Here is a 23,791-nt window from a genome sequence, read left to right as displayed (position 1 = left end):
CGGCCGCTCACCGCCGGTACGGGCAGTGCTGAGTGGTGCTGGTGCTTACTCCGCGGCGGAGCCGGCGGCCCGCTTGCGGAGGAAGAACACCGCGCCGCCACCGACGGCCAGCAGGCCCACGGCGATGCCGGCCATCATGCCGAGGTTGGAGCTGGAGCCGGTCTCGGCCAGGTCCGGGCCGCTGCCGCCGGTGGTGGCCGGGGCGGGCTCGTTCTCGGCGGGGGTCTCGGGCTCGGGCTCGGCGATCGGCTCCTCACCGGCGGTGTCGCAGTTCAGGACATCCTTGAAAACCCAGGGGTCCTTGCCGGGCAGGTTCTCGATGGTGATCTCGTAGGCCTGGCCGTTCTCGACCGGAACCGTCACCTGCTCCTGGCTCCCAGGAGCGATCTCGTAGTCCTCGCCGCTGAGCTTGAAGGTGAACGGCTCATCGCCACTGTTGCTGACGGTGAGCACGACGCCGCCCTCGGCGCAGACCTCTTCGGCGGTGACCGCCGGGTTGGGACCACTGTCGTTCCAGTGGACCGTCGCACCCGCCGAGACGGACGACTCGGAGGAGCCCGCGAGAATCATGGTCTGAGTCTCGATGCCCACACCGGTGAAGACACGGCCGACCGGCACCGGGGAGGTGGCGGTGGCGCTCAGGGAGGCGGAACCGTCCTCGGCGCCCTCAGGCACGGAGAAGAACAGCTCGGTGCCGTCGGTCACCGGAGTGGACTCGGTGATGGTCTCACCGTTGGCGTCCACGACCGTGACACCGGCAGCGGCAGCGGCAGGGTCCGTGGAGACAACCACGGAGTCGGCACTGGTGTGCACGGTGACCGGCTCGGACAGCTGGCCGGGCTTGGCGGTGACTTCCCGGGGGCTGAGCTCCAGGGAGGCACGCGGCTCGTCGACGGCCTCGGCGTTGTCGCCGAGCCAGTCGGCGAGCTTCGCGGCGTTCTCGTTCTTCGGAGTGGCCTCGACGCCGTCCGACAGCTCCCAGATGGCGGCCTGGGTACCGGCGGCTGCCTGCTCGGCGGTCAGCTCGTTGGCACCGGCGGCCTCGGCAAGGGAGTTGAGGTCATCGACGACCGGGTAGGAGTTCTGCAGGATCCAGTGGATCTTGGCAGCTTCCTCCTGCAGGTTGTGCAGACGCGAGGAGTCCCAGTCGGTCTCCTGGTACTTGGCGCTCGGCTTGGTGGGCGTGCCGAAGTCGATGCAGTACGTCTTCAGGGTGCCGCCGTCGTCCGCGTTCAGGTAGAAGAGCCCGCCGCTGTACTCGCGGGTCCTTCCGTCCTTCGTCACGTCGATCTTGTCGCTGACGCGCAGTCCGGCCAGCGTGGCGGTCGCACCGCCGTTGCCCGGGGTCTGGTCGGCGAGGGCCGGGCCGGCGGTGGCCAGCACGCCGGCGGCGGCAAGCCCGGTGGCGACGGCGGTAGCCGCAAGGCGGGCGGCGACCCGCTTGCGTGCAAACATCATGTAAGTCCCCTCCACGGCGATCACGGGGGCGCGCAGCCGCACTTGAGGCGGCACGCTCATCAACTTCCCCGTGCGTACTGCCGGATCGTAGAGAGGGAGTTGCTGTGTGTCCCCGCCCGTAGACAGTCTTAAGCCTTCCGACGTGGAATCGTTACCTCAGAATCGCTCGGAATGGGAACATTCACGGCACCCGCCCGACCGGCCGGTCGGAGACCCCTTCCGGAGCGCCTGAGGATGCCGGGTGTGCCCCACCTCATTGACGTACCGGGGCGATCCCGCGCATTCTCGTCCCCATGCGAGCGGCAGCCCTGACGTCCCGTCGGCACATCGATCTGGGGCGGGTCACCACGGCCTCCTGTACGGCCTGACGCCGGAACACCGGCGCCCTCCCCCGCCCCCGTACGCCCGCTCCCCCGACCGGAGACCCCTGTGACAACCGCGTCCGCCGCACACCCCACCGACCCCGACCCCGCGTCGTTCGCCCGCGACTGGCGGGCCTGGCACGACGAACGTGACCGCTCCCTGGCCGCCCCGCACGGCTTCCTGGCGATCACCAGCATGCGCTGGCTGACCCCGGAGCCCACCCGGTCCGAGGACGCGCCCGGCACCTGGTCCACCGACCAGGACGGGACGGTCCTGGTCGAACTGTCCGACGGCGAGACGCTCACCGTGGACGGCGAACCCCTCCCCCGGCGGCACCGGTTCACCGCACTGCCGGACGGCGGCAGCGTGTCGGCCACCTCCGGCGATCTCGTGGTCGAGGTGGCCCGGCGCGGCGGTCAGCCCGTGCTGCGCCCCCGGAACCCGGCCAACCCGCTGCGCACCGGCTTCACCGGCACCCCCGCCTACGCCCCCGACCCGCGCTGGGCGCGCCCCGGTCGCTTCCTGCCGTTCGACGCGCCCCGGCCGGTGACGGTCGGCGCGGTCGTGGAGGGGCTGGAACACGTCCTGACCGCGCCGGGCGAGATCGAGTTCGCGATCGACGGCGTCACCCACCGGCTGACCGCGTTCAACGGGGGCCGGCCCGGCGCGCTGTTCGTGCTGTTCACCGACGCCACCTCGGGGGTGACCACGTACGCGGCGAACCGTTCCCTGTCGATCGCGCCGCCGGACGCCGGGGGCCGGGTGACCGTGGACTTCAACCGGGCGGTCAACCTGCCCTGCGCGTACACCGATCTGGCGACCTGCCCGCTGCCTCCCCGCGAGAACCGGCTGGCGCCGGCCGTCGAGGCGGGCGAGCGGCTGCCCCGCGAACGCGGCGGCGCCTGACCCTGCGGGTCGCGGCGGGCTCCTCTCCGACGCCCGCCGCGACCCGCCCCGCCGTCAGACCTCGCGCGGGCTGCCGGTCAGCACGACCCGCCCGCTGACCTGCTGCGGGTTGACCAGCAGGTTGTAGATCGGGCAGTTGCGCTCGACCGCCTCGTGCAGTTCGCGGATGCGCTCGGCCGGCGCGGGCGAGGTGACGTGCACGGTGTAGCTGATGTTGTGCGGGTAGATCGGGGTGTCCTCGAACCCCGGCTTCCCGGCCCGGGGATCGAGGTCGGCGTCCACCTCGACCTCCAGCGAGTCCAGCGGCACCCGCAGGTCGGCGGCCTGGATCAGGAAGACGTGGGTGAGGCAGCTGGAGAGCACGCCCAGCTGGATCTCGGGCGAGGCCGGGCCCAGGTCGTACCCGGCGAAGTCCAGCGGCGAGTCGCTCAGGATCTGGTGGTGCCGGATCCGGATGCGCCGCACCCCGCTGCGCGCCTCGGCGCTGGCGCGGGCCCGCAGCCGGTTGGGCCGGGTCGGCGGGTTGGCGCGCGCGGCCTCGCGCCGGGCCAGCAGGGCGGCCCGCTTGACCTCCAGGTAGGCGCGGAGACCGGGCTGCGGGTCGGGGGCGGTGTCCAGCACCTCGGCGTCGGGTGCGGCTATCCCGCCGCTCGTGGGCTTCTTCGTGGTCCTGGGGGTGGTGCTCATGGCGGGGTCCTTCCGGTGACGGGTCCCACCCCGGGGCGGAGCGCGCGCGGGCGCGCCGCGGCGTGCGGAACGCGCGGGGGCCGGGAGGGGGACATCAGGGGGTGCGCGGGTGCGCGGAGCGACGCGGGCGCCCGGGTACGTCACGTACCGGGGCCGCCGCGTCCGGAGGGGGAGAGTGGTGCGTCAGGCGCGACAGAGGGTGCCGGCGACCCGCAGCAGATCGATGTGCCGGCGCCGGGCGGGCGCGAAGCCGACCAGGGGACGGACGGGGGCGCCGTACGGGCGTGGCGGCACGACGGCTCCTCTCCGCGGGTCCTGTTCTTCCTGGCGGTCGCGGCCGACGCTATGCAGGCACCTTTGCCGCGTCAAGGGCCATATCAGCCCTCGGACAGCACGGCCGGGGGGATCGGGTCATCGGCGGAGCCGGTCGGCGAGGCGGCGATGGCGTACTGCTCGCGGACCTCCCGGTAGCGCATGAGTTCCGCCGCCACCGGTTCCAGGACGTGGCTCTGGCCCGCGTCGGCGGCGAGCCTGCGCAGCCGCCACTCCTCCTTGCGGCCCCAGCTGTGCGCCGGTCCCCGGGCGGCGAGGCGGCAGGTCCAGGCCAGCAGCGGGCCGCCGACCGAGCCGCCGAGCAGCAGCACCAGCGGCAGCCAGCGTCCGGCCACCGGGAAGCCGACGAGGGCGGCCAGCAGCCAGCTGACGCCCAGCAGTTGGGCGGCGAGCAGCAGCGCCTGCCCGAAGGCGGCCACCGACCACCAGCCGGGGCGGGGCAGTTGCAGGGCCGGGTTCGCCGGTCCGGTCGGCAGGGGGGCGGCCGGTACGGTGCCGGGCGGCGGCTTGAGCACCGTCAGTTCGGGCTGCCGGTGGCGGGCGAACCAGCGCCTGGGCCGGTCCGGCTTGTCGCTCTTCCCCCTTTTCTCCTTCCCCTCTTCTTTCTCCTGCTTCTGCCGCCGTGTCGACTTGTCGCCGTCGGCCTGCTCCGGGGGGCGGGCCAGCGAGGACTCCAGGGCGCGCGGCAGGCCCTGCGCGCCACGCCACGCCGCGTCGTGCACGGCGGTGGACCAGGGCAGCGGCAGCCCACGCGAGGCGTCCTCGGCCAGCTCCCGTACCGCCTGCTCAAGGCCCGGGCGGGAGACGGCGGGGGCCGGGTCGCCGGCCAGCCGGCGGGCCAGCAGCGCCGGCGGCTCACCACGCCGCTGCGCCTGTCGGAACGCCATGCGGCGTGCCAGCTGCGCCCACGGCGTGCCGCACGCCCGGTCGGCGCGCCGCAGCCAGCCGCGTTCGGCGGCCTGTCCGGCGGCCTGGGCGCCGACCGCCTGCGCGAGCCGGTCCTCGAAGTCCTCCCGGGTGCGCTGGGTCAGCCCGGCGGGGCTCTCGGCCTCCTCCCCCACGTACAGCGGGCGCAGCCGCCTGGTGACCCCGTCCACGTCCGCAGTGAGCCGCTTGGCGGCGGCCGACCGGCCGCCGACCAGTTCGCCGACGAGCTGCCGCAGTTCGGGCACGCCCTGCCCGGTGAGGGCGGAGACGGCCAGCACCGCGGCGCCCGGTTCGCCGTGCTCGCCGAGTGCGATGCCGCTCTCGTCCAGCAGCCGGCGCAGATCGTCCAGCACGGCGTCCACCGCCTCGCCGGGCAGCCGGTCGGCCTGGTTGAGGACGACGATGCTGACCTCGGCGTGTCCGGCGAAGGCCCGCAGGTAGCGCTCGTGGAAGAGGGCGTCGGCGTACTTCTCGGGGTCCACCACCCAGATCACGGCGTCGACCAGGCCCAGCAGCCGGTCCACCTGTTCGCGGTGGTCGGGGGCGATGGAGTCGTGGTCGGGCAGGTCGAGCAGGATCAGGCCGCGCAGCGCCGGGTCGGGCACATGGGCGCGGCGCCGGGCACGGACGGGGATGGCGAGACGTTCCAGCAGCCCGTCGCCGCCGCGTCCCTTGCCGGCGGGCCAGCTGCACGCGACGGCGTTGGCGGTGGTGGGGCGGCGTACCCCGGTCTCGGAGAGGTTGGCGCCGGCCATGGCGTTGAAGAGGGTGGACTTGCCGCTGCCGGTGGCGCCCGCGATGGCGACGGTGGTGTACGTCCTGGGCAGCCGGTGGCGGGCCGCCGCCTCGTCGATCACCTTGCCTGCGTCGGTGAGCGCGCCGGCGTCCAGTCGGGCGCGGGAGAGGCCGATCAGCTCGCGCAGGGCGCCCAGCCGGATCTGCAGGGCGCGGTCCTCGGGGGCCTCGGCGCCGTGCGCGGGGGCGGGCACGGCGGTGGCGAGTTCGGTGGCGCGCCCCGTGGGCACGTCGTCGATGAGCGCGCGGCGGGCGATGAGGCCGTCGTCCCAGCCGTTGCCCTGGTGTTCCGCCGTCATGGTCCTCTGCGGCACCGGCGGTCTCCTTGTCGTGGATGGGATGGGGGCGGGCGGCGGTCAGGCCGCGGTGCGCAGCCGTTCCGCCTGGAGGGTGGACAGGGCGGCGATCAGCGCGACCTGGTGGTCCGCGCTGATGCCGAGGTGGTGCAGGGGGTCGCCGCGCCGGTCGCGCTCCTCGCCGAGGACCTGATCGACGCAGTCGTTGAGCATGCGGCGGCCGTTGTCGCGCATCCGGTTGGCGGCGAGGGTGCCCAGGACACCGGCGAGGGTGTGCTGGGCGATCTGGGCCTCCTTGCCGCCGAGCAGTCCGGCGGCGAGCAGGGCGGCGAGTTCGCCGTCGTCGCCGGTCTTGACGCGGGCGGGGCCGCCGCGTTCGCCGATGACGGGGCCGTTGTGCCCGCCGGAGGCGGCGCGTGCCTCGTCGGCCAGCTCCTCCAGGCAGCGGCGCAGCCGCCGGACCCGGATGCCGACCCGTTCGCGGACCTCTTCGGGGGTGTCGCAGCCGCCGGGCGGGGCGCCGGCCTCGCGGCGCCAGGCGGCGGTGGTGTGTTCGTCGGCGGCGGCGACGGCCTCGGTGAGCAGGGCGGTGAGCGCGTCGGTGAGGGCGTCCAGGAGCTCGGAGCTGCTGGTGTCCTCGGGGAAGGCGGCCCAGTGGGCACGGGCGGCGCCGGTGAGGACGCCGCCGGTGGTCAGGCACTGGCGTACGCGCTTGACCGACTCCTGGTAGGCGTTCTGGAGCTGCTGGTCCAGCCGGACGGCGGTGGCGTACTGGGCCGCCGCGGCGGAGGCGAGGGCGGCGACGGAGCCCTTGAGCGCGGCGAGTGCGCCGGTGGCGGTGCGGGCGGCGGCGTGGGAGCGGGCGGAGGGGCTCTGGGCCTGGTGGGCGAGCCATTCGCGCAGCGCGGCGACGGCGGTGCGGGGCAGCAGTCCGTTTCCGCCGCCCGCGGATTCGGGCAGTTCGGGGACGGTGAAGCGGGGAATGTCGTCGAGTCCGGCGTGTTCGAGCAGGGCGGCGTAGTGGCGGGAGACCTCGGCGGCGATCTGGTGCGGCACCCGGTCCAGGACGGTGGCCAGCGTGACGTCGTACTCCTGGGCGCTGCGCAGCAGGTGCCAGGGCAGGGCGTCGGCGTAGCGGGAGGCGGTGGTGACCAGGATCCAGATGTCGGCGGCGCACAGCAGGTCGGCGGCGAGGTCGCGCTGTCCCTCGACGAGGGAGTCGATGTCGGGGGCGTCCAGCAGGGCGATGCCGGGGGGCAGGGTGCGGGTGGTCTCCATGGCGAGTTCGCCGCGGCCGCGGTCCAGCTGGGGCAGCACGCGGTCGCCGGCGAACCAGTGCCGGTCATCGGGGTGGCAGACCAGGACGGGGGTGCGGGTGGTGGGGCGCAGCACGCCGGCCTCGGTGACCGGGCGGCCGATGAGGGAGTTGACCAGGGTGGACTTGCCGGCCCCGGTGGACCCGCCGACGACGGCCAGCAGCGGGGCGTCGGGGCGGCGCAGCCTGGGCAGCAGATATCCGTCGAGCTGGGCCAGCAGCTCCGCCCGGGAGCGTCGCGCCCGGGGTGCGCCGGGCAGCTCCAGCGGGAAGCACGCGGCAGCGAGGCGCTCCCGCAGTACGGTCAGCGCTTCGAGCAGTTCGGGCCGTGCGTCCAAGATCGCCACATGCGAAGAATGCCCAATTTCACGCGGTTTCCAAAGCATATTCGCCCGAACGCGCCCGATTCCGGGCGGCAAACCCGGCGCTGTGGCATAACGAGTGCGCAACACCCCTCGCGCGAGCCCGCGAAATCGCTGCGCGCATCGCACTCGCCTGCGATTATCGGGGCTGCTTCACTGGATCTCCACACGACGGCGTCGCCGTGAAGCATCCGGGGCGAACCTCGCGACGCTCTATCCTGTGCGTCGAGGTCAGCGAGGGCATCCGTCCCGGGCCGTGATGGAGCTCATGCCCCCGTAGCTCAGTGGATAGAGCAGGTGCCTTCTAAGCACTTGGCCGCAGGTTCGAGTCCTGCCGGGGGCGCGCGCACATCGACGGCGGGCGACCCGGGGAGGGCGACCCGCCGTCCGCCGTGCACGGGGCCGGCCGCCGCCACCGAGTGAGCACCGTACCCCTTCGCAGGCCGGTTCCCCGCGAGCGTCACGCGCCACGGCCCGCCGCACCCGGTCAGGGTGAATCTTCACACCGCGACCGCGCCGATTTCTCTGCTATATATGAATAGGTGTTCACGTCTACGTATGTACGGCTGCCGGAGGCGCGCTGGGCGCTCGCCGCCCTGGCCCTCTTCCTGCTCGCGCTGCCCCTGCACCTCCTCGGCGCCCCCACCTGGACCTGGGCCCCGCTGTACGCCGCCACCTACATCTGCGGCGGCTGGGAGCCCGGCTGGGAAGGGCTCAAGGCGCTGCGCGAGAAGACCCTCGACGTGGACCTGCTGATGGTCGTGGCCGCGCTCGGCGCCGCCGCCATCGGGCAGGTCCTGGACGGCGCCCTGCTCATCGTCATCTTCGCCACCTCCGGCGCCCTGGAGGCCATCGCCACCCACCGCACCGCCGAGTCCGTCCGCAGCCTGCTGGACCTCGCCCCGGCCACCGCCACCCGGCTGCTGCCCGGCGGCGCGGGCGAGGAGACCGTGCCCGCCGACACCCTCGCCATCGGCGACACCGTCCTGGTGCGCCCCGGCGAACGCGTCGGCGCCGACGGCGTGGTGACCGAGGGCGAGAGCGAGATCGACCAGGCCACCATCACCGGCGAGCCGCTGCCCGTCGCCAAGCGGCCGGGCGAGGAAGTGTTCGCCGGGACGGTCAACGGCACCGGCGCGCTGCGGGTGCGGGTCACCCGCGACCCCGCCGACTCCGTCATCGCCCGGATCGTCACCCTGGTGGAGGAGGCGTCCGAGACCAAGGCCCCCACCCAGCTGTTCATCGAGAAGATCGAACAGCGCTACTCCTGGGCGATGGTGACCGCCACCCTGGCGCTCTTCCTCATCCCGCTCTCCCTGGGCGCCACCCTCGACGACACCCTGCTGCGCGCCATGACCTTCATGATCGTGGCCTCGCCGTGCGCCGTCGTGCTGGCCACCATGCCGCCGCTGCTGTCCGCCATCGCCAACGCCGGGCGGCACGGCGTGCTCGCCAAGTCGGCCGTCGTGATGGAACGCCTCGCCCAGATCGACGCCGTCGCCCTCGACAAGACCGGCACCCTCACCGAGGGCACCCCGCGCGTCACCGACATCCGGCCGCTGCCGGGCTCCGGGCTCGACGAGGACGCCCTGCTGGCGCTGGCCGCCTCGGCGGAACACCCCAGCGAACACCCCCTCGCCCGCGCCATCACCGGCACCGCCCGCGAGCGCGGCCTGGTGCTCGCCGAGGCCACCGACTTCAGCTCCGCGCCCGGCACCGGGGTCACCGCCACCGTCAAGGGCCGCGAGATCCGTGTCGGCGCCCCGGCCCGGCTCTTCCCCGGCGGTGCCACCGACCTGGAGGCGTCGGGACGTACCGCCGTGGCCGTCCTGCGGGACGGCACCCCGGTCGGGCTCATCGGTCTGGCCGACCGTCCCCGCCCCGGCGCCGCCGCCACCGTGGCCGCGCTCACCGCGTACACCGGCCGCTCCCCCGTCCTGCTCACCGGCGACAACGAGGCGGCGGCGCGGCGACTGGCCGCCGAGGTCGGCATCACCGAGGTACGCGCCGGGCTGCTGCCGCAGGACAAGGCCGCCGCCGTACGGGAGTGGGAGCAGGCCGGACGCAAGGTGCTGCTGGTCGGCGACGGCGTGAACGACGCCCCGGCACTGGCCGCCGCCCACACCGGGGTGGCGATGGGCCGGGCCGGCTCCGACCTCGCCCTGGAGACCGCCGACGCGGTCGTGGTCCGCGACGAACTCGCCACCATCCCCGCCGTCCTGGACCTGTCCCGCCGGGCGCGGCGGCTGGTGATCCAGAACCTGGTGATCGCCGGAACGTTCATCGCCGTCCTGGTCACCTGGGACCTGGTCGGCCACCTGCCGCTCCCGCTGGGCGTGGCGGGCCACGAGGGCTCCACGGTGCTGGTCGGCCTCAACGGCCTTCGGCTGCTGCGCGAGTCCGCCTGGCGGCGGGCGGCGGCGACCCCCGAACTGGGCCCCTAGGATGTGGAGTTGATCATCACAACACCACATCTTCGGGGGAACGATGAGTCAGCCGGCCACGGAGCCACTCCCGGTCGCGGAACCCGTTCAGGCACCCGTTCAGGCACCGGTACCGCCCGCCGACCGCGCTCCGCGCACCCGCCGCCTGCTCGGCTGGCTGCTGGACTTCACGGTGATCCTCGCCGTGGCCGCGCTCCTCGGCTGGCTCACCTTCAACCGGATCAGCGCCAAACTGACCGGCGTACCGGGACTGGTGGGCATCTCCGCCTGGCAGCTCGCCACTTCCGGTGGTGACCTGGTGGGCGCGGGCCAGGGCGTGGGCACCTCGCTGTGGCGCTCCTCGGTGCGTGCCGTGTGGCAGGGCTTCGCGGGGCTGGTGCTGTTCGCCTTCGCCTACCGCTTCGCGTCCCTGGCCCTGATGGGCCGTACACCCGGCCAGGCCCTGCTGGGCCTGCGGGTGCTGAACCGCCGCGACGGGCAGCGCCCCGCCCGCTCCGCGGCGGCCGGCCGGGCGGCGGCCGGCACCCTGGTGGACGTGGGCTGGTACGCGCTCGCCTGCTGCCTGCTGGTGGGCGGCGCGATCGGCCTGTCGGTGCTGTGCTGGATCCTCGCGGTGGCCGTGTTCCTCCTCCACTCCCTGCTCGCCCTGGCCGGTGCCCGCCGCTCCCTGGCGGACCGCCCCTCGGGCACCGTCGTCGCCAGCGCCTTCCGCCTCCAGCCCGTCTGGACCCGCCTGCCGGGCGCGATGCGGCGCGGCACGCCCGACGAGGAGAAACCGCCACCGGCGCCCGTGGCCGCAGCCTGATCCCCCATCACCCGCACGCCACGGCGCGCGTCCCCGGCGCGCCCGGCGGACGGTCCTACGGTGCACGCGTGACGGCCACCGAACTGCTGCCCATCATCACCCTCTTCTCCCTGGTCTCCGTCGAAACCAGCGGCTTCATCCTGCTGCGCCTCATCAGCGCGAACCGCGGGGAACTCGGCCCCGCCCGCGAACAGTTCTTCCGGGCCGGCCACGCCCACGCCGGGGTGCTGCTGATCCTGTCGCTGGTCTACTTCCTGTATCTGGACCGCACCGACTGGGGCGGCTTCCTCCAGTGGCTGTTCGGCATCATGCTGCTGGTCGGCCTGCTCGCCCTTTCCGGCGGATTCCTCGTCCACATGCTGTACGGAGCCCCCGGACGCACCACGCCCGGCATCGTCCTGACCCGCATCGGCGGCCCGCTCATCGCCGCCGCCCTGATCGCCCTGGCCATCGGCCTGATCCAGGCCCTGTGAGCGCGGCTCTCGCCGGGCGGCCGACCCGCGCCCGCTGAAAGTGCGGCTGTCCGGCCGGGGCACTTCCGGGTCCGGCTGACGATGGCGGCGGCGGTGGCGGTGACGCCGATGACCTGGCTCCGCCGTCCGACGGCCGGACGCCGTCAACCGCCGACCCTCAGCAGTAGTTCGCTCAGTTCCGTCGGCATGGTGATCATGCAGTCGTGCCCGGTCGGCAACTCCCACACCTGTGCCGGAGAACCATTGGGCTGCAGGGCGGGGACGGGTCGCCGGGCGATACCTTCCGGCTTCACGGCGCAGTGGATGTGCGTGCGGGGAATCGCGTCCACGGCCGGGTTGTCCAGCCGCACCGGCTGTCGCAGGCAGCGCACCGGCTGATCGGTGAGCATCGCGCGCAGCCACGCGACGTCCGCCGGGTCGGTGACCCCGAACAGACCGAAGGGCGGCGGCATCTCGGGCAGGGGCGGGATGCGCCAGCCGCTGTCGGATGCCTCGGCCCTGTCGATCAGATGCCGGGTCATGGGCTGGACGTCGATGGCCGCCTCACCGTGTTCCGGGACCATCGCATCCAGGTACACCATGTGCGCGACGCGTTCCGGGACGTCGTTGGCCACGGACGAGATCACCAGTCCCGCGTAGCTGTGACCCACGAGCGTCACCTCGGTCAACTCCTCCTCGTGGAGGAGCTTGACGATGTCCTCGACGTGCGTGTCGAGCCCCACCTCAGGGCTGAGCAAGTGCGCCTTGTCTCCGTAGCCGGTCAGCGAAGGCGTGTACACGCGGTGTCCGGCCGACTCCAGCAGCGGCACCACACGATCCCAGCACCGGCCGCTGTGCCAAGCGCCATGAATCAGCAGGAATGTTGACATGAGGGAAACGATCTTCCTATCCGGGGAGGGCGAGGCGCGGAAACATCATGGTTCCGATCCATTCCTCGGTACCCTTTGAGAACCGATGTCATCGTGGTGCACCCGCCGTGCTCCACGCAATAAGGCACATTTCGGTGCCCCGGTTCTGTGGAGGTAACCATGAACCCAGTCGGCGGTGAGTCACGACCGGCCCGGCAGGAGGACCCGTGCCGCACCCGCGAAGTGCTCGACATCGTCGGTGACAAATGGGCACTGCTGGTGGTGCGCAACCTCAGCCAGGGGCCGCGCCGCTTCACCGAACTCAAGCGGGCCATCGACGGAATCAGCCAGCGCATGCTCACCGTCACCCTGCGCGACCTGGAACGGGACGGAATCCTCACGCGGACCGTCCGCAACGTCATGCCACCGCACGTCAGCTATGAACTCACTCCGATGGGCACAACCCTTCGGCAGGCCACCGCGCCCCTGCTGGAGTGGAGCGCCCTGCATCTCACGCGCATCGACGCCGCACGCGCCGCGTACGACGCCCGGCCGCAGGCGTAGGAGGCCGCACGCGAACGAGCCCGCCGCGCGGCCCCGGCCACGGACCGCGCCGGGGCCCGGCGCGCTGCGGCGGGCCGCTCCGGCCCGCCACCCGACGCGCACCGGTGGACCGGGCGTTCACGACCGTCACCGTGCCGGGCCCGGCAGCGCCCGCCGCGCGGGTGGCCGGCGTGGGGTGGACCCTCCGGTGATCCCGGACAACCGGTCTCCGGCGAGCCACAACCGCTGGTTGTGCGTTCCTAGCATGTGGTCGTGGACACCGAAGCACTGCGATCGTTCGTCCGGGCCGCCGAGCTCGGGCAGTTCCGGCACGCGGCCGACGAACTGGGCGTGACCCAGCAGGCGATCTCCAAACGGATCGCCTGTCTGGAACGCGAGCTGGAGGTCCGGCTGTTCACCCGCACGGCGCGGGGCGTGGAGCTGACCCGGGACGGCAGCACGTTCCTCCCCCATGCCCGGGATGTCGTCGCGAGCGTCGAACGCGCCCTGACCGCCGTCCGGCCGGGCGCCCGCACCCTGCGGATCGACGTACTCGGACTGCGCACCGCACAGGCCGTCCTGCTGCACGCGTACTGGCGGTCGCGCCCCGGAAGCAAGATCGACGTGGTCACCCTCAAGGTCACCGACCCGTGGGAGGCGGTCGCCGCCGTCGCGGCCGGGGAGGTCGACGCGGCGTTCCGCTCGGTCACCGATCCGTCCGCGCTGCCACCCGGCGTCCGGATGCGGCACGCCTTCGACTCCCCGGTGGAACTGCTCGTCGGCCCGAAGCATCCGCTGGCCACGGCGGCGGAACTGACCCCGTACCAACTGCGCAAGCACCGCATCTGGGTACCCGGCATCGCGCCCGGCAGCGAATGGGCCGAGTTCTACGACGAGTTGGTCACCGAGTTCGACCTGCGCATCGACGCCGCCGGTCCGCACTTCGGGGACGAGGTGCTACTGGACGTCCTGGCGGAGTCCGGTGACGTGGCCACCCTCGTCGGCGCCCGCGACCGCTACCAGTGGCCGGCGCACCACGACCTGCGCCGCATCCCCATCGTGTCGCCGACCATCGCGTACCCGCTCTCGCTCATCCTCCCCCGCGCCAACCCGCACCCCGAACTGCGCGGAATCCTCGCCCACTTCGCCGGGCTGCCGAGGCTGCCCGAGGGGACCTGGGTCCCGTCCTGGGCGCCCCGGCCGCACGACGGCGACAACGACCCCACCACCTGACGCACCCCTTCTCCGGAAAGGCCCCCCATGTCCAGCGACCGCCTCATGCTCGTCCACAGCCCTGAGTTCCAGGCCCATATGGAACGGGTCCAGCGGGTCACGGACCTCACCTCCCGCCTCAACGTGCTGCCCTTCGGCGACGAGGCGGGCAAGGCCAACCTGTTCGAACAGATCCTCGGCAAGCCGCTGCCGACCGGAACGACGATCTACCCGCCGTTCTACACGGACCACGGTCTCCACCTCGACCTGGCCGAACGGGTGTTCATCAACCAGAACTGCACCTTCCTCGACTACGCGGGCATCCGGCTGGCCGAGGGCGTATGGATCGGCCCAAAGGCCACCTTCATCACCGGCGGGCACCCGGTGGACCCGGCGGCGCGGCAGCTGTACCTCACCGGCGCGCCCATCGACGTAGCGGAGTACGTATGGATCGGCGCGGGCGCCACCATCCTGCCGGGCGTCACCATCGGCCGCGACGCGGTCATAGCCGCCGGCGCGATCGTCGCCGACGACGTACCCCCCGCCACCCTGATCACCGGCCCGAAGGCAACCGTCCGCCGTCAGTGGTGAACGCCCAGGGTCGGCTTACCGAGGACGAGAGGGCACCCTCGCGAGCACGCTGATCGCCAAGGTCAGCCGGACAGGAGAAGCCGCACCGTCGAATATCCGTTGCGTGATCCCCGCAGTGGCCCGACTGTGGTCTCGTCGTGATGGGCCGGAGAAAGAGGATCATGTCAGCCGTTGCTGTTGTCGGAACAGGAATCGTCGGCGCCTCGGTGGCCTACCACCTGGCACGCCGGGGTGTCTCTGTGACGCTGCTCGACCGGGGACCGTCACCGGCTACGGGAGTGACGGGGAACTCCTTCGCGTGGATCGGTGGCTGTGGAGGAGATTGGCCCGGCGGGGCGCGGGACCTGCGCGAATCCGTAGGGGCGGACTACCGGCGGCTGGAGACCGAGTTGGCGGACGTCACCGTCCGCTGGACCGGCTCCCTGACCTGGACCGAGACTCGGGACGGCCACGAATCCCGATTGGAGGCAGGCCGGTTCTGGGTCGGGGGAAGTGACATCGCCACGCTGGAGCCCAACCTGCGGAACCCTCCCGAGCGGGCCGTCCACACTCCGAGCGACGGGGGCGTTGATCCCGTGGCCGTGACCAACGCACTCGTGGATGCCGCTCGCACCCTTGGGGCACGGGTGATCCACAACTCGGCCGTGACGTCCCTGGCGATGTCTGGCCAACGCGTCGAGGGTGTGTGGTCCGCGACCGGTTTCCACGCGGCGGAAACGGTCGTGCTCACCGCCGGGACCGACACCCCCACGCTGTGTGAGCCCCTGCTGGCCGGTGTGCCCGTGGCCACCCCACCCGTGTGCCTGGTGCGGCTCGCGGCACCAGCGGACCTGATCACATCCATCGTTGCCTGCCCGGACTTCGAAGTCCGAGAGGTTCGTGACGGTGAGCTGTTGCTGACCCTGCCGCTGGCCGCAGGCACGGCGGCGACATCGTCCGAACACGTTGAGCGGAACGCGCTCCGACAGGTGCGGACCGCCTTCCGAGGAAGCGACACTTGTCGCTTCCTCGGTCATCGCATCTGTAGGCCACCGATGCCCGCCCAAGGGCCGGTCATCGGATTCGCGGAACGAGATCGATCCGTCTACGTCGCCCTCATGCACTCGGGCGTGACCCTGGCTCCCACCGTCGGACGACTCATCGCGGACGAACTCGTCACCGGCAGACCAGCACCCGAACTGCGGCGTTGTCGCCCGCGCCGTCTTGCCCCGTAGAGATCCCTCACGAGCCAAGCGGACGAAGTTGCGGACCGCGATCGCGGTGCCGTCGGCCCACTCACGTGGTACCAGGAAGTAGCCAGTTCGACCGGCTCTTCGTTATGGGTGAGCAGACGGCTGCGCTTGATCACCGTGCCTATCTCCGTCGGGCCCAGGCTCATCGCCACCTCGGCAGCGGCGCTCACCCACCTCCAGCAACTCGGCTGCCCCTTCCGACCTCCCTTCTTGGCTCCGGTCAGCCAGGGACAGGGCTCATCGGCTCCTCCTCATCATTCCCGGACCGTGAACCCCGCCGGATGGTACGTCAGGTCTCTCATGCAGAATCCGCGCGATCCGCGTTATCCGGACGAGTCGGCAGTGGCGGTTGGCTGCCGGATGGGTCGGAGCATCGCGGTGAGGACGGGGCCGTCCATGGAGGGTTGCTGGGAGCTGACTTCCCGGTATCCCCAGGCTTCGTAGAGAGCCTTGACCTTTCCGTCTCCGGCGAGGGGGTTGACCATCAGCGTGGCCTGTTCCTCAGGGCGGGCGGCGAGGAGTGCGTCGTGCCCCGCTCGGGCGATGCCTCGCCCTCGCCACGGGGGGAGGAGCATGCCTTCCTTCAGCGCAACCGTGGCCTTGTTCATGACGCCCCGAGGTGGCGGTGTGCTCACGCGCTGCCACCAGCGGTCGTTGACCTGGAGCGTATTCACATAGGCGTAGCCGACCGGCTCATCGCCGTCGAAACCAATGATCGCTTCCCAACCTGGCTCCGCAGCGTGTCGGGCAAGGCGTTCGCCGTACCGCTCCACCGAGTAGTGGGGCTCGTGCAACCGATCAGCCCGCACCGTGGCGTAGATCTCGATAAGGAGCGATCGCACGCTCGGGAGATCGGTAGCGCGGCGGAATTCGATGTTCAGGGCCGACATCATGGATCCCTCCTGCTGTAACGGTTGTACTCATCCCAGCTCTGACTGACCAGGCTGTGCGGCGCAGCCAACTGCAAGGCGTGGGTGAAATCTGAGAGGATGCTTTGCACCCGTGGATGCCGAGCCACTTCTGTGGGGATCTGCATCGCGGTATCCACTGCCTCATCCACGTCGCCTTGGCCAAGCTGAGCGTGCGCGAGGCGGGCACGGACAAGAGAACGGTCGCGCTGCATTCCCGGACGAAGCAGTGAAAGACTGCGATGAGCGTGCGCCTCGGCGAGCTCGTAATTTCCGAGGCTGAAATGTGCTGACAGCGCCAGCCCTTCGAGCTCGGATCGGTCGCACACCCCAGCCAGCCAGACGGGGCGCTGTTCGTTCTGATCGGCGCGCTCGTATGCCTCCTCGGCATGGCCAAGGCTTTGCTGTACGGCTCGGGCATCACCCGCATGACCGTGAATGGCGGCATGACGAGCGTGCCCGAGCGAAACGAACATCGGATCACGGCGGGCGATGGGCAAGGCTCGCGCCACATCGCTGGCCGCTCGGGCGTCGGCAAGGCGGTTCATGTGCCGATAGAGGCTGCTCGCATGGGACCAGATCCGGAACTGGATGGCCGTGTCGTTGGACATGGCCGCGAGACTGGAAGCCCGGTCGAAGTGACTTTGCGCGGCGCTGAAGCGGCGTCCATCGATGGCCGCCCACATGGCACTCGAAGTGAAGGAGGCGGCACAGCCGTAGAGGGCACCCCGAACACGCTGGCTCGCCGTGCCGTGACCCTGGAGCGTCAGGGCCTCTTCGGCCAGTGCCACAGCCTGTGACTCGACCGCGCGCCTGCCCCCGTAACGGAAATCGGTCGCAACCAGGGCAGCGAACTTGACCTGCAGGCGTGTCACGTCGTTCATGCCCACACGTGGCTGCGCTGCATATCCAGGAGCAGCGGTCGCTGTCAGAGACGCCGCTGTCGCGGCGATGAAGTGTCGACGAAGCACGGCGGCCTCCGGTGACTTGCGTGTGGGTTTCCTGCGGGGAATGAAACCCAACTCTGTGATGGGGCAGTTGAATACTGCCTCCAAAGCGGTGCGCTGTCGTCGATGAGGCCAGCGGGATTTTCCGGTGAGCCAGTTGCGGACGGTTCGATCACTCACCGTTCCCTCATACCCGACGATGCGAAGATCTGCGTTCACAGCATCAGCCAGTTCGGCCTGAGTGAAGCCAGATTCAACCATGCGAGCCTTGAGAGCCTCGTTACCTTCCACACACTCACCGTAATAGTGATGCCACACGAAGCAAACCGTGCCTCCGAAAATTTCCGGTTTCGCGCTCCGTGATGAGCCTCAAAGTTTCCTCACTTTGCGTAGCAATGGACCGTTCACTTCTGGACGGGTCCGCCCTTGGCAACGACCCACGCAACAAGCGCTCGTCGAACGCCCTGGAGGTGCCCCCGTGAGGAGTCCCACGCAAGTGGCAGTTGCACAGGTCTACGGAAGCTCGTTAATCGCAGCTCCAACCGACATGGAACGCTGGCGTGGGGTCGCAGCTGAGGTGGTGCGGGGGTGGGGCGGGTCGACGTCGGCGGTGGAGTTGGTGCGGTTGGGGGTGAGTGAGCTGCTGTCGAATGTGATCCGGCATGTGGCGGAGCGTCGTTGCTATCTGCGGATCGTGCGGATCGGTGGTGAGGTGACGGTGCAGGTCTTCGACCGTTCACGGCAGCTCCCGGTCATCGGTGACGCGCCCGACTGGGACGCGGAATCGGGGAGAGGGCTGTGGATGCTGCGGGAGATGGCCACCCGGTTCGGCTGTGAACACACCTGCCACTGCGACGGAAAGATCGTCTGGTTCAGCTGCGACCTGCGCGGAGTCCCGCGATGACGGCGGCGGGCGGCAACGACCGGACACGGGTGACGGTGACGCTCGACCTGCCCGTGGAACAGGTCAGGGACTGGGACCGGATCGACATCGGCGGACGGACCGAGAAGGTCGAATCGGTGACCGCCCTGCACAACGGGCGGCGCCTCCACTTCCTGCGCGGCGGCCGGCTGACGCTCAGCACCGGCCGGGTTCTCACCATCACCCGCACCGTCCTCGCCGCCGAACACGCCGAGCACCCCGAAGTCATCACCCACGAAAGCGGCCCCGCATGACCGCCCCCACCCCGCTCACCTGGCTGCACGCCGACGGGTTCGCCGACTGGGCGCAGCACGCCAGTTGCTCGATGTGCAGGACCGAGGACGTACCGGTCATCTGGGCCGGTTCGGTGATCGCCCACGGCCGTGCCCGGGGCGTGTGGGCCTGTTGTTCCTGCCTGAGGACACTGCGCGCGTTCGTCCAGGACGAGGCGGACAGTCCCCAGGCGCCCACCCGGCGCGGGACCGGAGCCCTCCGGCTCACCGCGCCTCCCGCACCTCCCCCGCGTACCCTCCGCACCGCCACCGACCGGGCGTTCGCCACGATCACCGCGCTCGGGGTGACCTCGCTCGTCGCCAGTGTGGCGAGCGCCTGGTGGACCGCCCGCTGAGGGCTCGGTAGGTTCCCGTCATGACCGGACCAGGACCCCGTATCAGGACCGAGCGGCTCGTGCTGCGCACCTCCGAGGCCCGCGACCGGGACGCGTTCATCGAGCTGTTCGCGTCGCCGGAGGTGACCACGTACACCGGCGGCCCCCAGCCGCGTGCCGACCTCGAACGCACGGCACCGGAGATACCCGGGCGCCGCCCCCGTCTCTTCGTGGCGGAACGCGAGGGCGCCATGATCGGCATGGTGTCGCTCGACCAGCGGGACGCGGAGCGGCCGGGGCCCGCGCGTCCGGATATCGGACAGGTCGAGCTGGGCTACCTGTTCCTGCCCCACGCCTGGGGCCACGGGTACGCCGCCGAAGCGTGCGCGGCCGTACTCGACTGGTACGCCGCCACTCACCCCGGCGAACCGGTGGCGCTGTGCACCCAGATCGCCAACACCCGCGCGCTGCGCCTGGCGACCAGGCTGGGGTTCCGCGAGGTGGAGCGCTTCGAGGCGTACGGCGCCGAACAGTGGCTCGGGGTACGGCCCTCGGCGACGCCGTCCCCCTGATGTCCCCCCGGATACCCCCGTGCGCTCAGTACTGGTCGCCGAAGGCCGCCCGCTGGCGGCGTTCCAGGCTGCCGCGCATCAGGGCGGCGACCGGCCTGGCGGGGATGCCGGCGCGTTCGGAGGGCTCGGCGACCGAGGCGAGCCAGGGGGGCATGAAGGTCAGGGTCCAGCGGGCCGCCGACGTCACCATCGACTTCTCGAAGCGGGCCCACACCTTCGCGTTCAGGGCCGGGGCCAGGCGGCCCGCCAGTTCGCGTTCCTCGTCCGCCGTGTGCACGGCCAGCAGCTCCCGTACGGCGGTGGCCGCGTCCGCGAGGGCCTCGGCGCCGGTGCCGTCCGGGGACAGGGACTCGATCGCCTCGCCGAAAGCGGCCAGTTTCCCTTCCAGGGCGGCGTGTTCGGCCTGGAGGAGGGACAGCGCCTCCTCATCGGCGCCGCGCTCGCGCAGCACCGGCCACAGCACCTCGTCCTCGCCCTCGTGATGGTGGTGGATCAGCTCGGTCAGCCGCCGGGCGTACGCCACCAGGGCCCGGGTGCGGTCCGGGTCCGGGGTCTTGGCCAGCGCGCCGGCGGTGCGGGCGATCCGGTCCAGGTCGCGCAACATCGCGCGGTGGGCGAGGACCATGGTCAGCATGCGGGTGCCTTTCGTCGGGTGTCACACCAGGCTGCCGCCGGCCGCGGCCAGCGCGCCGGCGTCGAAGAGGCGGACGTAGTGCGGGTCCACCCGGTCCGGTGAGCGGTACAAGTGGCCGTAGTGCTCCTGGTACTTGGTGAACCAGTCCGGCCGGTGGTGGAGGAACAGGATGTCGTGGAAGGCCATCCGGCGCACCACCATCTGCGGCAGCGGGGAGCGGTTGGCGGGGAAGAGCGGGTTGCGGGCGGCGCGGGCGTCGCAGTCGGGGTGCATCTGGCCGAGCATCAGGCCCCGGCCCACCGCCTCGTCCTTCACCTCCTCGTAGACGTCGTCGATCAGGTGCCACTGGCGCCGTTCCAGGCCGTCGAAGATCACGATCAGGCTGTCCAGGGAGGTGGGCTGAGCGGCGAAGCGGCGTTCGAAGGCGTCCATGGCGGCGTGGATGAGGCGGGACATCGCGGGCAGTCCGTCGCCGGGGTGCCACGGGAAGCGCGCGCTGTGCAGCACCCCGGAGCGGATCGACGGTGCCACGAACGGGCAGACCGGCCCCTCGCGGCCCAGTTCGGGATGCGGGGCGGTGACGTAGCCGGTGAGCCAGCCGGACAGCACCGCCTCCTGTTCGGGGCTCAGCGGCAGCAGCATTTCAGAACGCCTCCTCGGGGAGGGTCATCAGCCGCTCATCGGCGCGGGTGACGGTGTGCAGCTGGGCCGCCACCAGCGGCAGCACGTCGTGGGCGAATACCGAGGCGGCGGCGATCTTGCCCTCGTAGAAGGCCCGGTCCGCGCTGCGCACCTGCCCCGTCAGCCGCTCCGCCGCCACCGCCGCGCCCCGCAGCAGCAGCCAGCCGATGACCACGTCACCGGCCGCCATCAGCAGGCGGGTGGTGTTGCGGCCGACCTCGTACAGGGCGGTGGGTTCGGCGAAGCTCGTCAGGAGGTGGCCGCCCAGGGTCTCCGCGATCTTCTGCAACGCGGCCACCGCCGAGCCCAGTTGCTCGCGCTCCGGGCGCAACTGGTCGCCGCCCGCCCGCGAGGACGCGAACTCCTTGATCTCCGTGAGCAGTGCGGTCAGCGCGGCGCCCTGGTCGCGGGCGATCTTGCGGAAGAACAGGTCCATGCCCTGGATCGCGGTGGTGCCCTCGTAAAGGCTGTCGATCCGGGCGTCGCGCAGGTACTGCTCCAGCGGGTGGTCCGCCAGGTAGCCGGCGCCGCCGAAGATCTGGAGGGCGGCGCTGAGCTGCTCCCAGGAGCGTTCGGCCCCGTACCCCTTGACCAGCGGCAGCAGCAGATCGCTCAGCGCGCGGTTCCCGTCGTCCTGGGCGCTCGCCGTGTGGAGGACGAGGGCGCGCAGGCCCTCGGCGTACGCCTTCTGCGTCAGCAGGGAGCGGCGTACCTCGGGGTGGCGGATGATCGGGACGCGCGGGGCGCTCTTGTCGGTGGCGCGGGTGAGGTCGGCGCCCTGGAGGCGTTCGCGCGCGTACGCGACGGCGTTGCGGTGGCCGCTGGAGAGGGTGGCGATGGCCTTGGTGCCGACCATCATCCGGGCGTGTTCGAGGATGGTGAACATCTGCCGGATGCCGTCGTGGCGTTCGCCCACGAGGTGGCCGATGGCGGCCTCGCCCTCGGCGCCGAAGGTCAGTTCGACGGTGCTGGAGGCCTTCAGGCCCATCTTCTCCTCCAGCGCGGTGGCGCGGACGCCGTTGCGCGCGCCGAGTTCACCGGTGGCCCAGTCCGTCACGCGGTACTTGGGCACCACGAACATCGACAGTCCCTTGGTGCCCGGGCCGTGGCCCTCGGGGCGGGCGAGGACGAAGTGCACGATGTTGTCGGACAGATCGTGCTCGCCCGAGGTGATGAAGCGCTTGACGCCCTCGATGTGCCAGCTGCCGTCGGGCTGCGGGACGGCGCGGGTGCGCAGCGATCCGACGTCGCTGCCCGCGTCGGCCTCGGTCAGCACCATGGTGCCGCCCCACTCGCGTTCGACCATGGTGCGGGCCAGGCGGCGCTGTTCCGCGGTGCCCAGGGTGTGCAGCACGGACGCGAAGCCGCCGAAGGACTGGTACATGTGCAGCGCCGGGTTGGCGCCCATGACGAGTTCGGTGGCGGCCCACTGGAGGGAGGGCGCGATCCGGGAGCCGCCCAGTTCGGGGGGCAGCCACAGCCGGTGCCAGCCGCTCTCCATCCAGGTGCGGTACGCCTTGGTGAAGGCGTCGGGCAGGGTGACGGTGTGGTCCAGCGGGCGGTACTCGGGCGGGTTGCGGTCGGCGGCCACGGTGGCGTCGGCGAGTTCGTCGGTGGCCAGGCGGGCCACTTCGGCGAGCATCGTGCGTGCGGTGGCCTCGTCCGCGTCGGCGAACTCGCCCTTCCCGTAGACCTCGCCTCGGCCCAGTACCTCGAAGAGGGTGAACTCGATGTCGCGGACGTGCGGGCGGTAGTGGCTCATGACGCGGGCTCCATGGTGTGCAGAACGGCGGCGAGCGCGCTGACCGCCTGCTCGACCTGGGGAACGGTGCCCACGGTGATCCGCAGCCGGCCGGGGAGGCCGAGCAGGGTCAGATCGCGGACGAGAACGTGGTGTTCGGCGGCGAGGCGGGCGGCGACGCGGCTGCTGTCGGCGCCGTCCGGCAGCTCGGCCATGACGAAGTTGGCGGCGGAGGGCAGGGCGGTGACCCCGATCGTGTCCAGGGACTTGATCAGGTGCTCGCGGGCGCGGGCGGTCTCGGTGCGTACCCGCTCCAGGTGGGCGGGTTGGCTGAGGGCGGCGAGTACGGCGCGCTGTGCGGGGCGGCTGACCCGGAACGGCAGGGCGCGGGCGGTGCGTTCGACGCGGGCGATGTCCGCGGGCGGTCCGATGAGCACGCCGAGCCGGATCGAGGCCAGGCCCCACGCCTTGGAGAAGGTGCGGGTGACCAGCGCGGGGGCGCCGGCCCTGACCCGTTCCAGCGCGTGGTCGTGGTCGGGTCCTGCGAAGTCCAGGTACGCCTCGTCGAAGAGCAGCCGGCCCGGCGCGTCCTGGGCGGCGGCCAGCAGGTGTGCGACCTCCGTGGCGTCCAGGACCGTACCGGTGGGGTTCAGCGGGTTGCAGGCGAACGCCAGGTCGGTGCCGTCGGCCAGGGCCGCCGCCAGCGCCGCGCTGGGAACGGCGTGCCGTTCGGTGAGCGGCAGGGCCCGTACGGTCGCGCCCACCGCGCGCGCCGCCTCGCCGTAGCCGGGGAACGTCCCCGCCGTGCAGGTGACGTCGGCGTCCGGGCCGGCGGCGAAGGTGAGCGCGGTCAGCAGGATCAGCTCGTCCACGCCGTTGCCGACCGTGAGCATCTCCGGGGCCACGGCGAAGTGCCGGGCCAGTGCGGCGCGCAGGGTACGGGCGGAGGGGTCCGGGTAGTGCGCCAGGTGGCCGCCGGCCTCCTCCCGTACCGCCTCGACGGCGCCGGGCGGCGGGCCGTACGGGGTCTCGTTCAGGTGCAGCCGCAGCCGGCCGGGGCCCTCGTCGTCGGAGCGGAAGAAGGAGGCGTTCTCGCTCATCGTGCTGTGCTCCCTGGGGGTGTGCGGATGTACCGTCCGGCCGCCCGGGTCGGTGGCACCGGCGCGGCCGGACGGCAGCGGGGGGGCGG

The 23,791-nt window shown here is 71.8% G+C and carries 23 protein-coding genes and 1 tRNA gene; 13 read left to right on the top strand and 11 right to left on the bottom strand.

Annotation, left to right across the window (positions count from 1 at the left end; translation table 11 throughout):
• Nucleotides 1–45: 45 nt before the first annotated feature.
• A complete protein-coding gene (locus tag H7827_RS20425) occupies nucleotides 46–1,458 on the bottom strand; it encodes a Cys-Gln thioester bond-forming surface protein (RefSeq protein WP_432746853.1) in 1,413 nt (470 codons plus the stop codon).
• A 429-nt stretch (nucleotides 1,459–1,887) separates the two neighbouring features.
• Here H7827_RS20425 and H7827_RS20420 point away from each other — a divergent pair, with 429 nt between their 5' ends.
• Nucleotides 1,888–2,727, top strand: coding sequence for a DUF1684 domain-containing protein (locus tag H7827_RS20420; RefSeq protein ID WP_432746852.1), 840 nt, complete (start codon nucleotides 1,888–1,890; stop codon nucleotides 2,725–2,727).
• Between the two features lie 54 nt (nucleotides 2,728–2,781).
• Here H7827_RS20420 and H7827_RS20415 read toward each other — a convergent pair whose 3' ends face one another.
• The 3 genes from H7827_RS20415 to H7827_RS20405 form a co-directional block, all read right to left on the bottom strand.
• Nucleotides 2,782–3,414, bottom strand: a complete 633-nt coding sequence (locus H7827_RS20415) for an OsmC family protein (RefSeq protein WP_386538808.1) — start codon at nucleotides 3,412–3,414, stop codon at nucleotides 2,782–2,784.
• 377 nt (nucleotides 3,415–3,791) lie between these two features.
• Nucleotides 3,792–5,768: a GTPase gene (locus H7827_RS20410; RefSeq protein ID WP_432748014.1), complete on the bottom strand. Its 1,977-nt coding sequence runs from the start codon at nucleotides 5,766–5,768 to the stop codon at nucleotides 3,792–3,794.
• 57 nt (nucleotides 5,769–5,825) lie between these two features.
• The gene (locus H7827_RS20405; RefSeq protein WP_432746851.1) at nucleotides 5,826–7,466 is read right to left on the bottom strand and encodes an ATP-binding protein; all 1,641 of its coding nucleotides are present in this window, start codon (nucleotides 7,464–7,466) and stop codon (nucleotides 5,826–5,828) included.
• Nucleotides 7,467–7,712: 246 nt separating this feature from the next.
• Between H7827_RS20405 and H7827_RS20400 the strand changes: the two genes are divergently transcribed.
• The 4 genes from H7827_RS20400 to H7827_RS20385 all read left to right on the top strand — a co-directional run bounded on the left by H7827_RS20400 (nucleotide 7,713) and on the right by H7827_RS20385 (nucleotide 11,164).
• Nucleotides 7,713–7,785, top strand: a tRNA-Arg gene (locus H7827_RS20400).
• Nucleotides 7,786–7,984: 199 nt separating this feature from the next.
• On the top strand, nucleotides 7,985–9,886 hold the full coding sequence (locus H7827_RS20395) for a heavy metal translocating P-type ATPase (RefSeq protein WP_432746850.1): 1,902 nt from the start codon (nucleotides 7,985–7,987) through the stop codon (nucleotides 9,884–9,886).
• 43 nt (nucleotides 9,887–9,929) lie between these two features.
• On the top strand, nucleotides 9,930–10,691 hold the full coding sequence (locus tag H7827_RS20390; RefSeq protein ID WP_432746849.1) for an RDD family protein: 762 nt from the start codon (nucleotides 9,930–9,932) through the stop codon (nucleotides 10,689–10,691).
• A gap of 68 nt (nucleotides 10,692–10,759) precedes the next feature.
• Complete coding sequence (locus tag H7827_RS20385; RefSeq protein WP_432746848.1) at nucleotides 10,760–11,164, top strand: hypothetical protein; 405 nt, start codon at nucleotides 10,760–10,762, stop codon at nucleotides 11,162–11,164.
• A 143-nt stretch (nucleotides 11,165–11,307) separates the two neighbouring features.
• On the opposite strand, the gene H7827_RS20380 is transcribed toward H7827_RS20385, so the two are convergent.
• Nucleotides 11,308–12,033, bottom strand: a complete 726-nt coding sequence (locus tag H7827_RS20380; RefSeq protein ID WP_432746847.1) for an alpha/beta hydrolase — start codon at nucleotides 12,031–12,033, stop codon at nucleotides 11,308–11,310.
• 159 nt (nucleotides 12,034–12,192) lie between these two features.
• Here H7827_RS20380 and H7827_RS20375 point away from each other — a divergent pair, with 159 nt between their 5' ends.
• The 4 genes from H7827_RS20375 (at nucleotide 12,193) to H7827_RS20360 (ending at nucleotide 15,572) form a co-directional block, all read left to right on the top strand.
• Nucleotides 12,193–12,576, top strand: coding sequence for a winged helix-turn-helix transcriptional regulator (locus tag H7827_RS20375; RefSeq protein ID WP_386538795.1), 384 nt, complete (start codon nucleotides 12,193–12,195; stop codon nucleotides 12,574–12,576).
• Nucleotides 12,577–12,828: 252 nt separating this feature from the next.
• A complete protein-coding gene (locus H7827_RS20370; RefSeq protein ID WP_432746846.1) occupies nucleotides 12,829–13,788 on the top strand; it encodes a LysR family transcriptional regulator in 960 nt (319 codons plus the stop codon).
• Between the two features lie 27 nt (nucleotides 13,789–13,815).
• The gene (locus H7827_RS20365; RefSeq protein ID WP_432746844.1) at nucleotides 13,816–14,358 is read left to right on the top strand and encodes a sugar O-acetyltransferase; all 543 of its coding nucleotides are present in this window, start codon (nucleotides 13,816–13,818) and stop codon (nucleotides 14,356–14,358) included.
• Between the two features lie 140 nt (nucleotides 14,359–14,498).
• Nucleotides 14,499–15,572, top strand: coding sequence for an NAD(P)/FAD-dependent oxidoreductase (locus H7827_RS20360; RefSeq protein WP_432748013.1), 1,074 nt, complete (start codon nucleotides 14,499–14,501; stop codon nucleotides 15,570–15,572).
• 341 nt (nucleotides 15,573–15,913) lie between these two features.
• On the opposite strand, the gene H7827_RS20355 is transcribed toward H7827_RS20360, so the two are convergent.
• Nucleotides 15,914–16,483, bottom strand: a complete 570-nt coding sequence (locus tag H7827_RS20355; protein ID WP_432746843.1) for a GNAT family N-acetyltransferase — start codon at nucleotides 16,481–16,483, stop codon at nucleotides 15,914–15,916.
• On the bottom strand, nucleotides 16,480–17,736 hold the full coding sequence (locus tag H7827_RS20350; protein ID WP_432746842.1) for a helix-turn-helix transcriptional regulator: 1,257 nt from the start codon (nucleotides 17,734–17,736) through the stop codon (nucleotides 16,480–16,482). Before H7827_RS20350 ends, H7827_RS20355 begins: the two co-directional genes overlap by 4 nt.
• A 37-nt stretch (nucleotides 17,737–17,773) precedes the next feature.
• Between H7827_RS20350 and H7827_RS20345 the strand changes: the two genes are divergently transcribed.
• From H7827_RS20345 to H7827_RS20330, 4 genes are read left to right on the top strand one after another with little or no spacing between them, the layout of a single operon-like run.
• Nucleotides 17,774–18,349, top strand: a complete 576-nt coding sequence (locus tag H7827_RS20345; protein ID WP_432746840.1) for an ATP-binding protein — start codon at nucleotides 17,774–17,776, stop codon at nucleotides 18,347–18,349.
• Nucleotides 18,346–18,621 (top strand): hypothetical protein, encoded by a 276-nt coding sequence (locus tag H7827_RS20340; RefSeq protein ID WP_432746839.1) that lies wholly within the window; start codon nucleotides 18,346–18,348, stop codon nucleotides 18,619–18,621. The genes H7827_RS20345 and H7827_RS20340 overlap by 4 nt, the downstream gene beginning before the upstream one ends.
• Entirely contained in the window at nucleotides 18,618–18,995 is a 378-nt protein-coding gene (locus tag H7827_RS20335) for a hypothetical protein (RefSeq protein WP_432746838.1), read from the top strand. Before H7827_RS20340 ends, H7827_RS20335 begins: the two co-directional genes overlap by 4 nt.
• A 20-nt stretch (nucleotides 18,996–19,015) precedes the next feature.
• Nucleotides 19,016–19,546 carry a GNAT family N-acetyltransferase gene (locus tag H7827_RS20330; RefSeq protein WP_432746837.1) on the top strand — a complete coding sequence of 177 codons (531 nt, stop codon included), beginning with the start codon at nucleotides 19,016–19,018 and terminating at the stop codon, nucleotides 19,544–19,546.
• Between the two features lie 25 nt (nucleotides 19,547–19,571).
• On the opposite strand, the gene H7827_RS20325 is transcribed toward H7827_RS20330, so the two are convergent.
• Genes H7827_RS20325 through H7827_RS20310 form a run of 4 tightly spaced genes read right to left on the bottom strand, consistent with a single transcriptional unit; the run spans nucleotide 19,572 to nucleotide 23,702 of the window.
• Nucleotides 19,572–20,180, bottom strand: a complete 609-nt coding sequence (locus H7827_RS20325) for a hemerythrin domain-containing protein (RefSeq protein WP_432746836.1) — start codon at nucleotides 20,178–20,180, stop codon at nucleotides 19,572–19,574.
• Nucleotides 20,181–20,201: 21 nt separating this feature from the next.
• A complete protein-coding gene (locus tag H7827_RS20320) occupies nucleotides 20,202–20,822 on the bottom strand; it encodes a DUF6875 domain-containing protein (RefSeq protein ID WP_432746835.1) in 621 nt (206 codons plus the stop codon).
• Nucleotide 20,823: 1 nt separating this feature from the next.
• Nucleotides 20,824–22,623, bottom strand: a complete 1,800-nt coding sequence (locus H7827_RS20315) for an acyl-CoA dehydrogenase (protein ID WP_432746834.1) — start codon at nucleotides 22,621–22,623, stop codon at nucleotides 20,824–20,826.
• Nucleotides 22,620–23,702, bottom strand: coding sequence for a pyridoxal phosphate-dependent aminotransferase (locus H7827_RS20310; RefSeq protein WP_432746833.1), 1,083 nt, complete (start codon nucleotides 23,700–23,702; stop codon nucleotides 22,620–22,622). Before H7827_RS20310 ends, H7827_RS20315 begins: the two co-directional genes overlap by 4 nt.
• Nucleotides 23,703–23,791 lie beyond the last annotated feature (89 nt).

Origin of the sequence: Streptomyces sp. JH002 (assembly GCF_050916115.1) — a bacterium.
GTDB classification, from domain to species: Bacteria; Actinomycetota; Actinomycetes; order Streptomycetales; family Streptomycetaceae; genus Streptomyces; species Streptomyces xiamenensis.
The sequence above is the reverse complement of the archived record's forward strand: the minus strand, read 5'-3'. Positions and strand labels throughout refer to the sequence as shown.

Coding starts and splice junctions, on each gene's coding strand:
- H7827_RS20425 (WP_432746853.1), bottom strand. CDS start 1,458: ATGATGTTTGCACGCAAGCGGGTCGCCGCCCGCCTTGCGGCTACCGCC.
- H7827_RS20415 (WP_386538808.1), bottom strand. CDS start 3,414: ATGAGCACCACCCCCAGGACCACGAAGAAGCCCACGAGCGGCGGGATA.
- H7827_RS20410 (WP_432748014.1), bottom strand. CDS start 5,768: ATGACGGCGGAACACCAGGGCAACGGCTGGGACGACGGCCTCATCGCC.
- H7827_RS20405 (WP_432746851.1), bottom strand. CDS start 7,466: ATGCTTTGGAAACCGCGTGAAATTGGGCATTCTTCGCATGTGGCGATC.
- H7827_RS20390 (WP_432746849.1), top strand. CDS start 9,930: ATGAGTCAGCCGGCCACGGAGCCACTCCCGGTCGCGGAACCCGTTCAG.
- H7827_RS20380 (WP_432746847.1), bottom strand. CDS start 12,033: ATGTCAACATTCCTGCTGATTCATGGCGCTTGGCACAGCGGCCGGTGC.
- H7827_RS20375 (WP_386538795.1), top strand. CDS start 12,193: ATGAACCCAGTCGGCGGTGAGTCACGACCGGCCCGGCAGGAGGACCCG.
- H7827_RS20365 (WP_432746844.1), top strand. CDS start 13,816: ATGTCCAGCGACCGCCTCATGCTCGTCCACAGCCCTGAGTTCCAGGCC.
- H7827_RS20360 (WP_432748013.1), top strand. CDS start 14,499: ATGGGCCGGAGAAAGAGGATCATGTCAGCCGTTGCTGTTGTCGGAACA.
- H7827_RS20355 (WP_432746843.1), bottom strand. CDS start 16,483: ATGATGTCGGCCCTGAACATCGAATTCCGCCGCGCTACCGATCTCCCG.
- H7827_RS20340 (WP_432746839.1), top strand. CDS start 18,346: ATGACGGCGGCGGGCGGCAACGACCGGACACGGGTGACGGTGACGCTC.
- H7827_RS20335 (WP_432746838.1), top strand. CDS start 18,618: ATGACCGCCCCCACCCCGCTCACCTGGCTGCACGCCGACGGGTTCGCC.
- H7827_RS20330 (WP_432746837.1), top strand. CDS start 19,016: ATGACCGGACCAGGACCCCGTATCAGGACCGAGCGGCTCGTGCTGCGC.
- H7827_RS20325 (WP_432746836.1), bottom strand. CDS start 20,180: ATGCTGACCATGGTCCTCGCCCACCGCGCGATGTTGCGCGACCTGGAC.
- H7827_RS20320 (WP_432746835.1), bottom strand. CDS start 20,822: ATGCTGCTGCCGCTGAGCCCCGAACAGGAGGCGGTGCTGTCCGGCTGG.
- H7827_RS20315 (WP_432746834.1), bottom strand. CDS start 22,623: ATGAGCCACTACCGCCCGCACGTCCGCGACATCGAGTTCACCCTCTTC.
- H7827_RS20310 (WP_432746833.1), bottom strand. CDS start 23,702: ATGAGCGAGAACGCCTCCTTCTTCCGCTCCGACGACGAGGGCCCCGGC.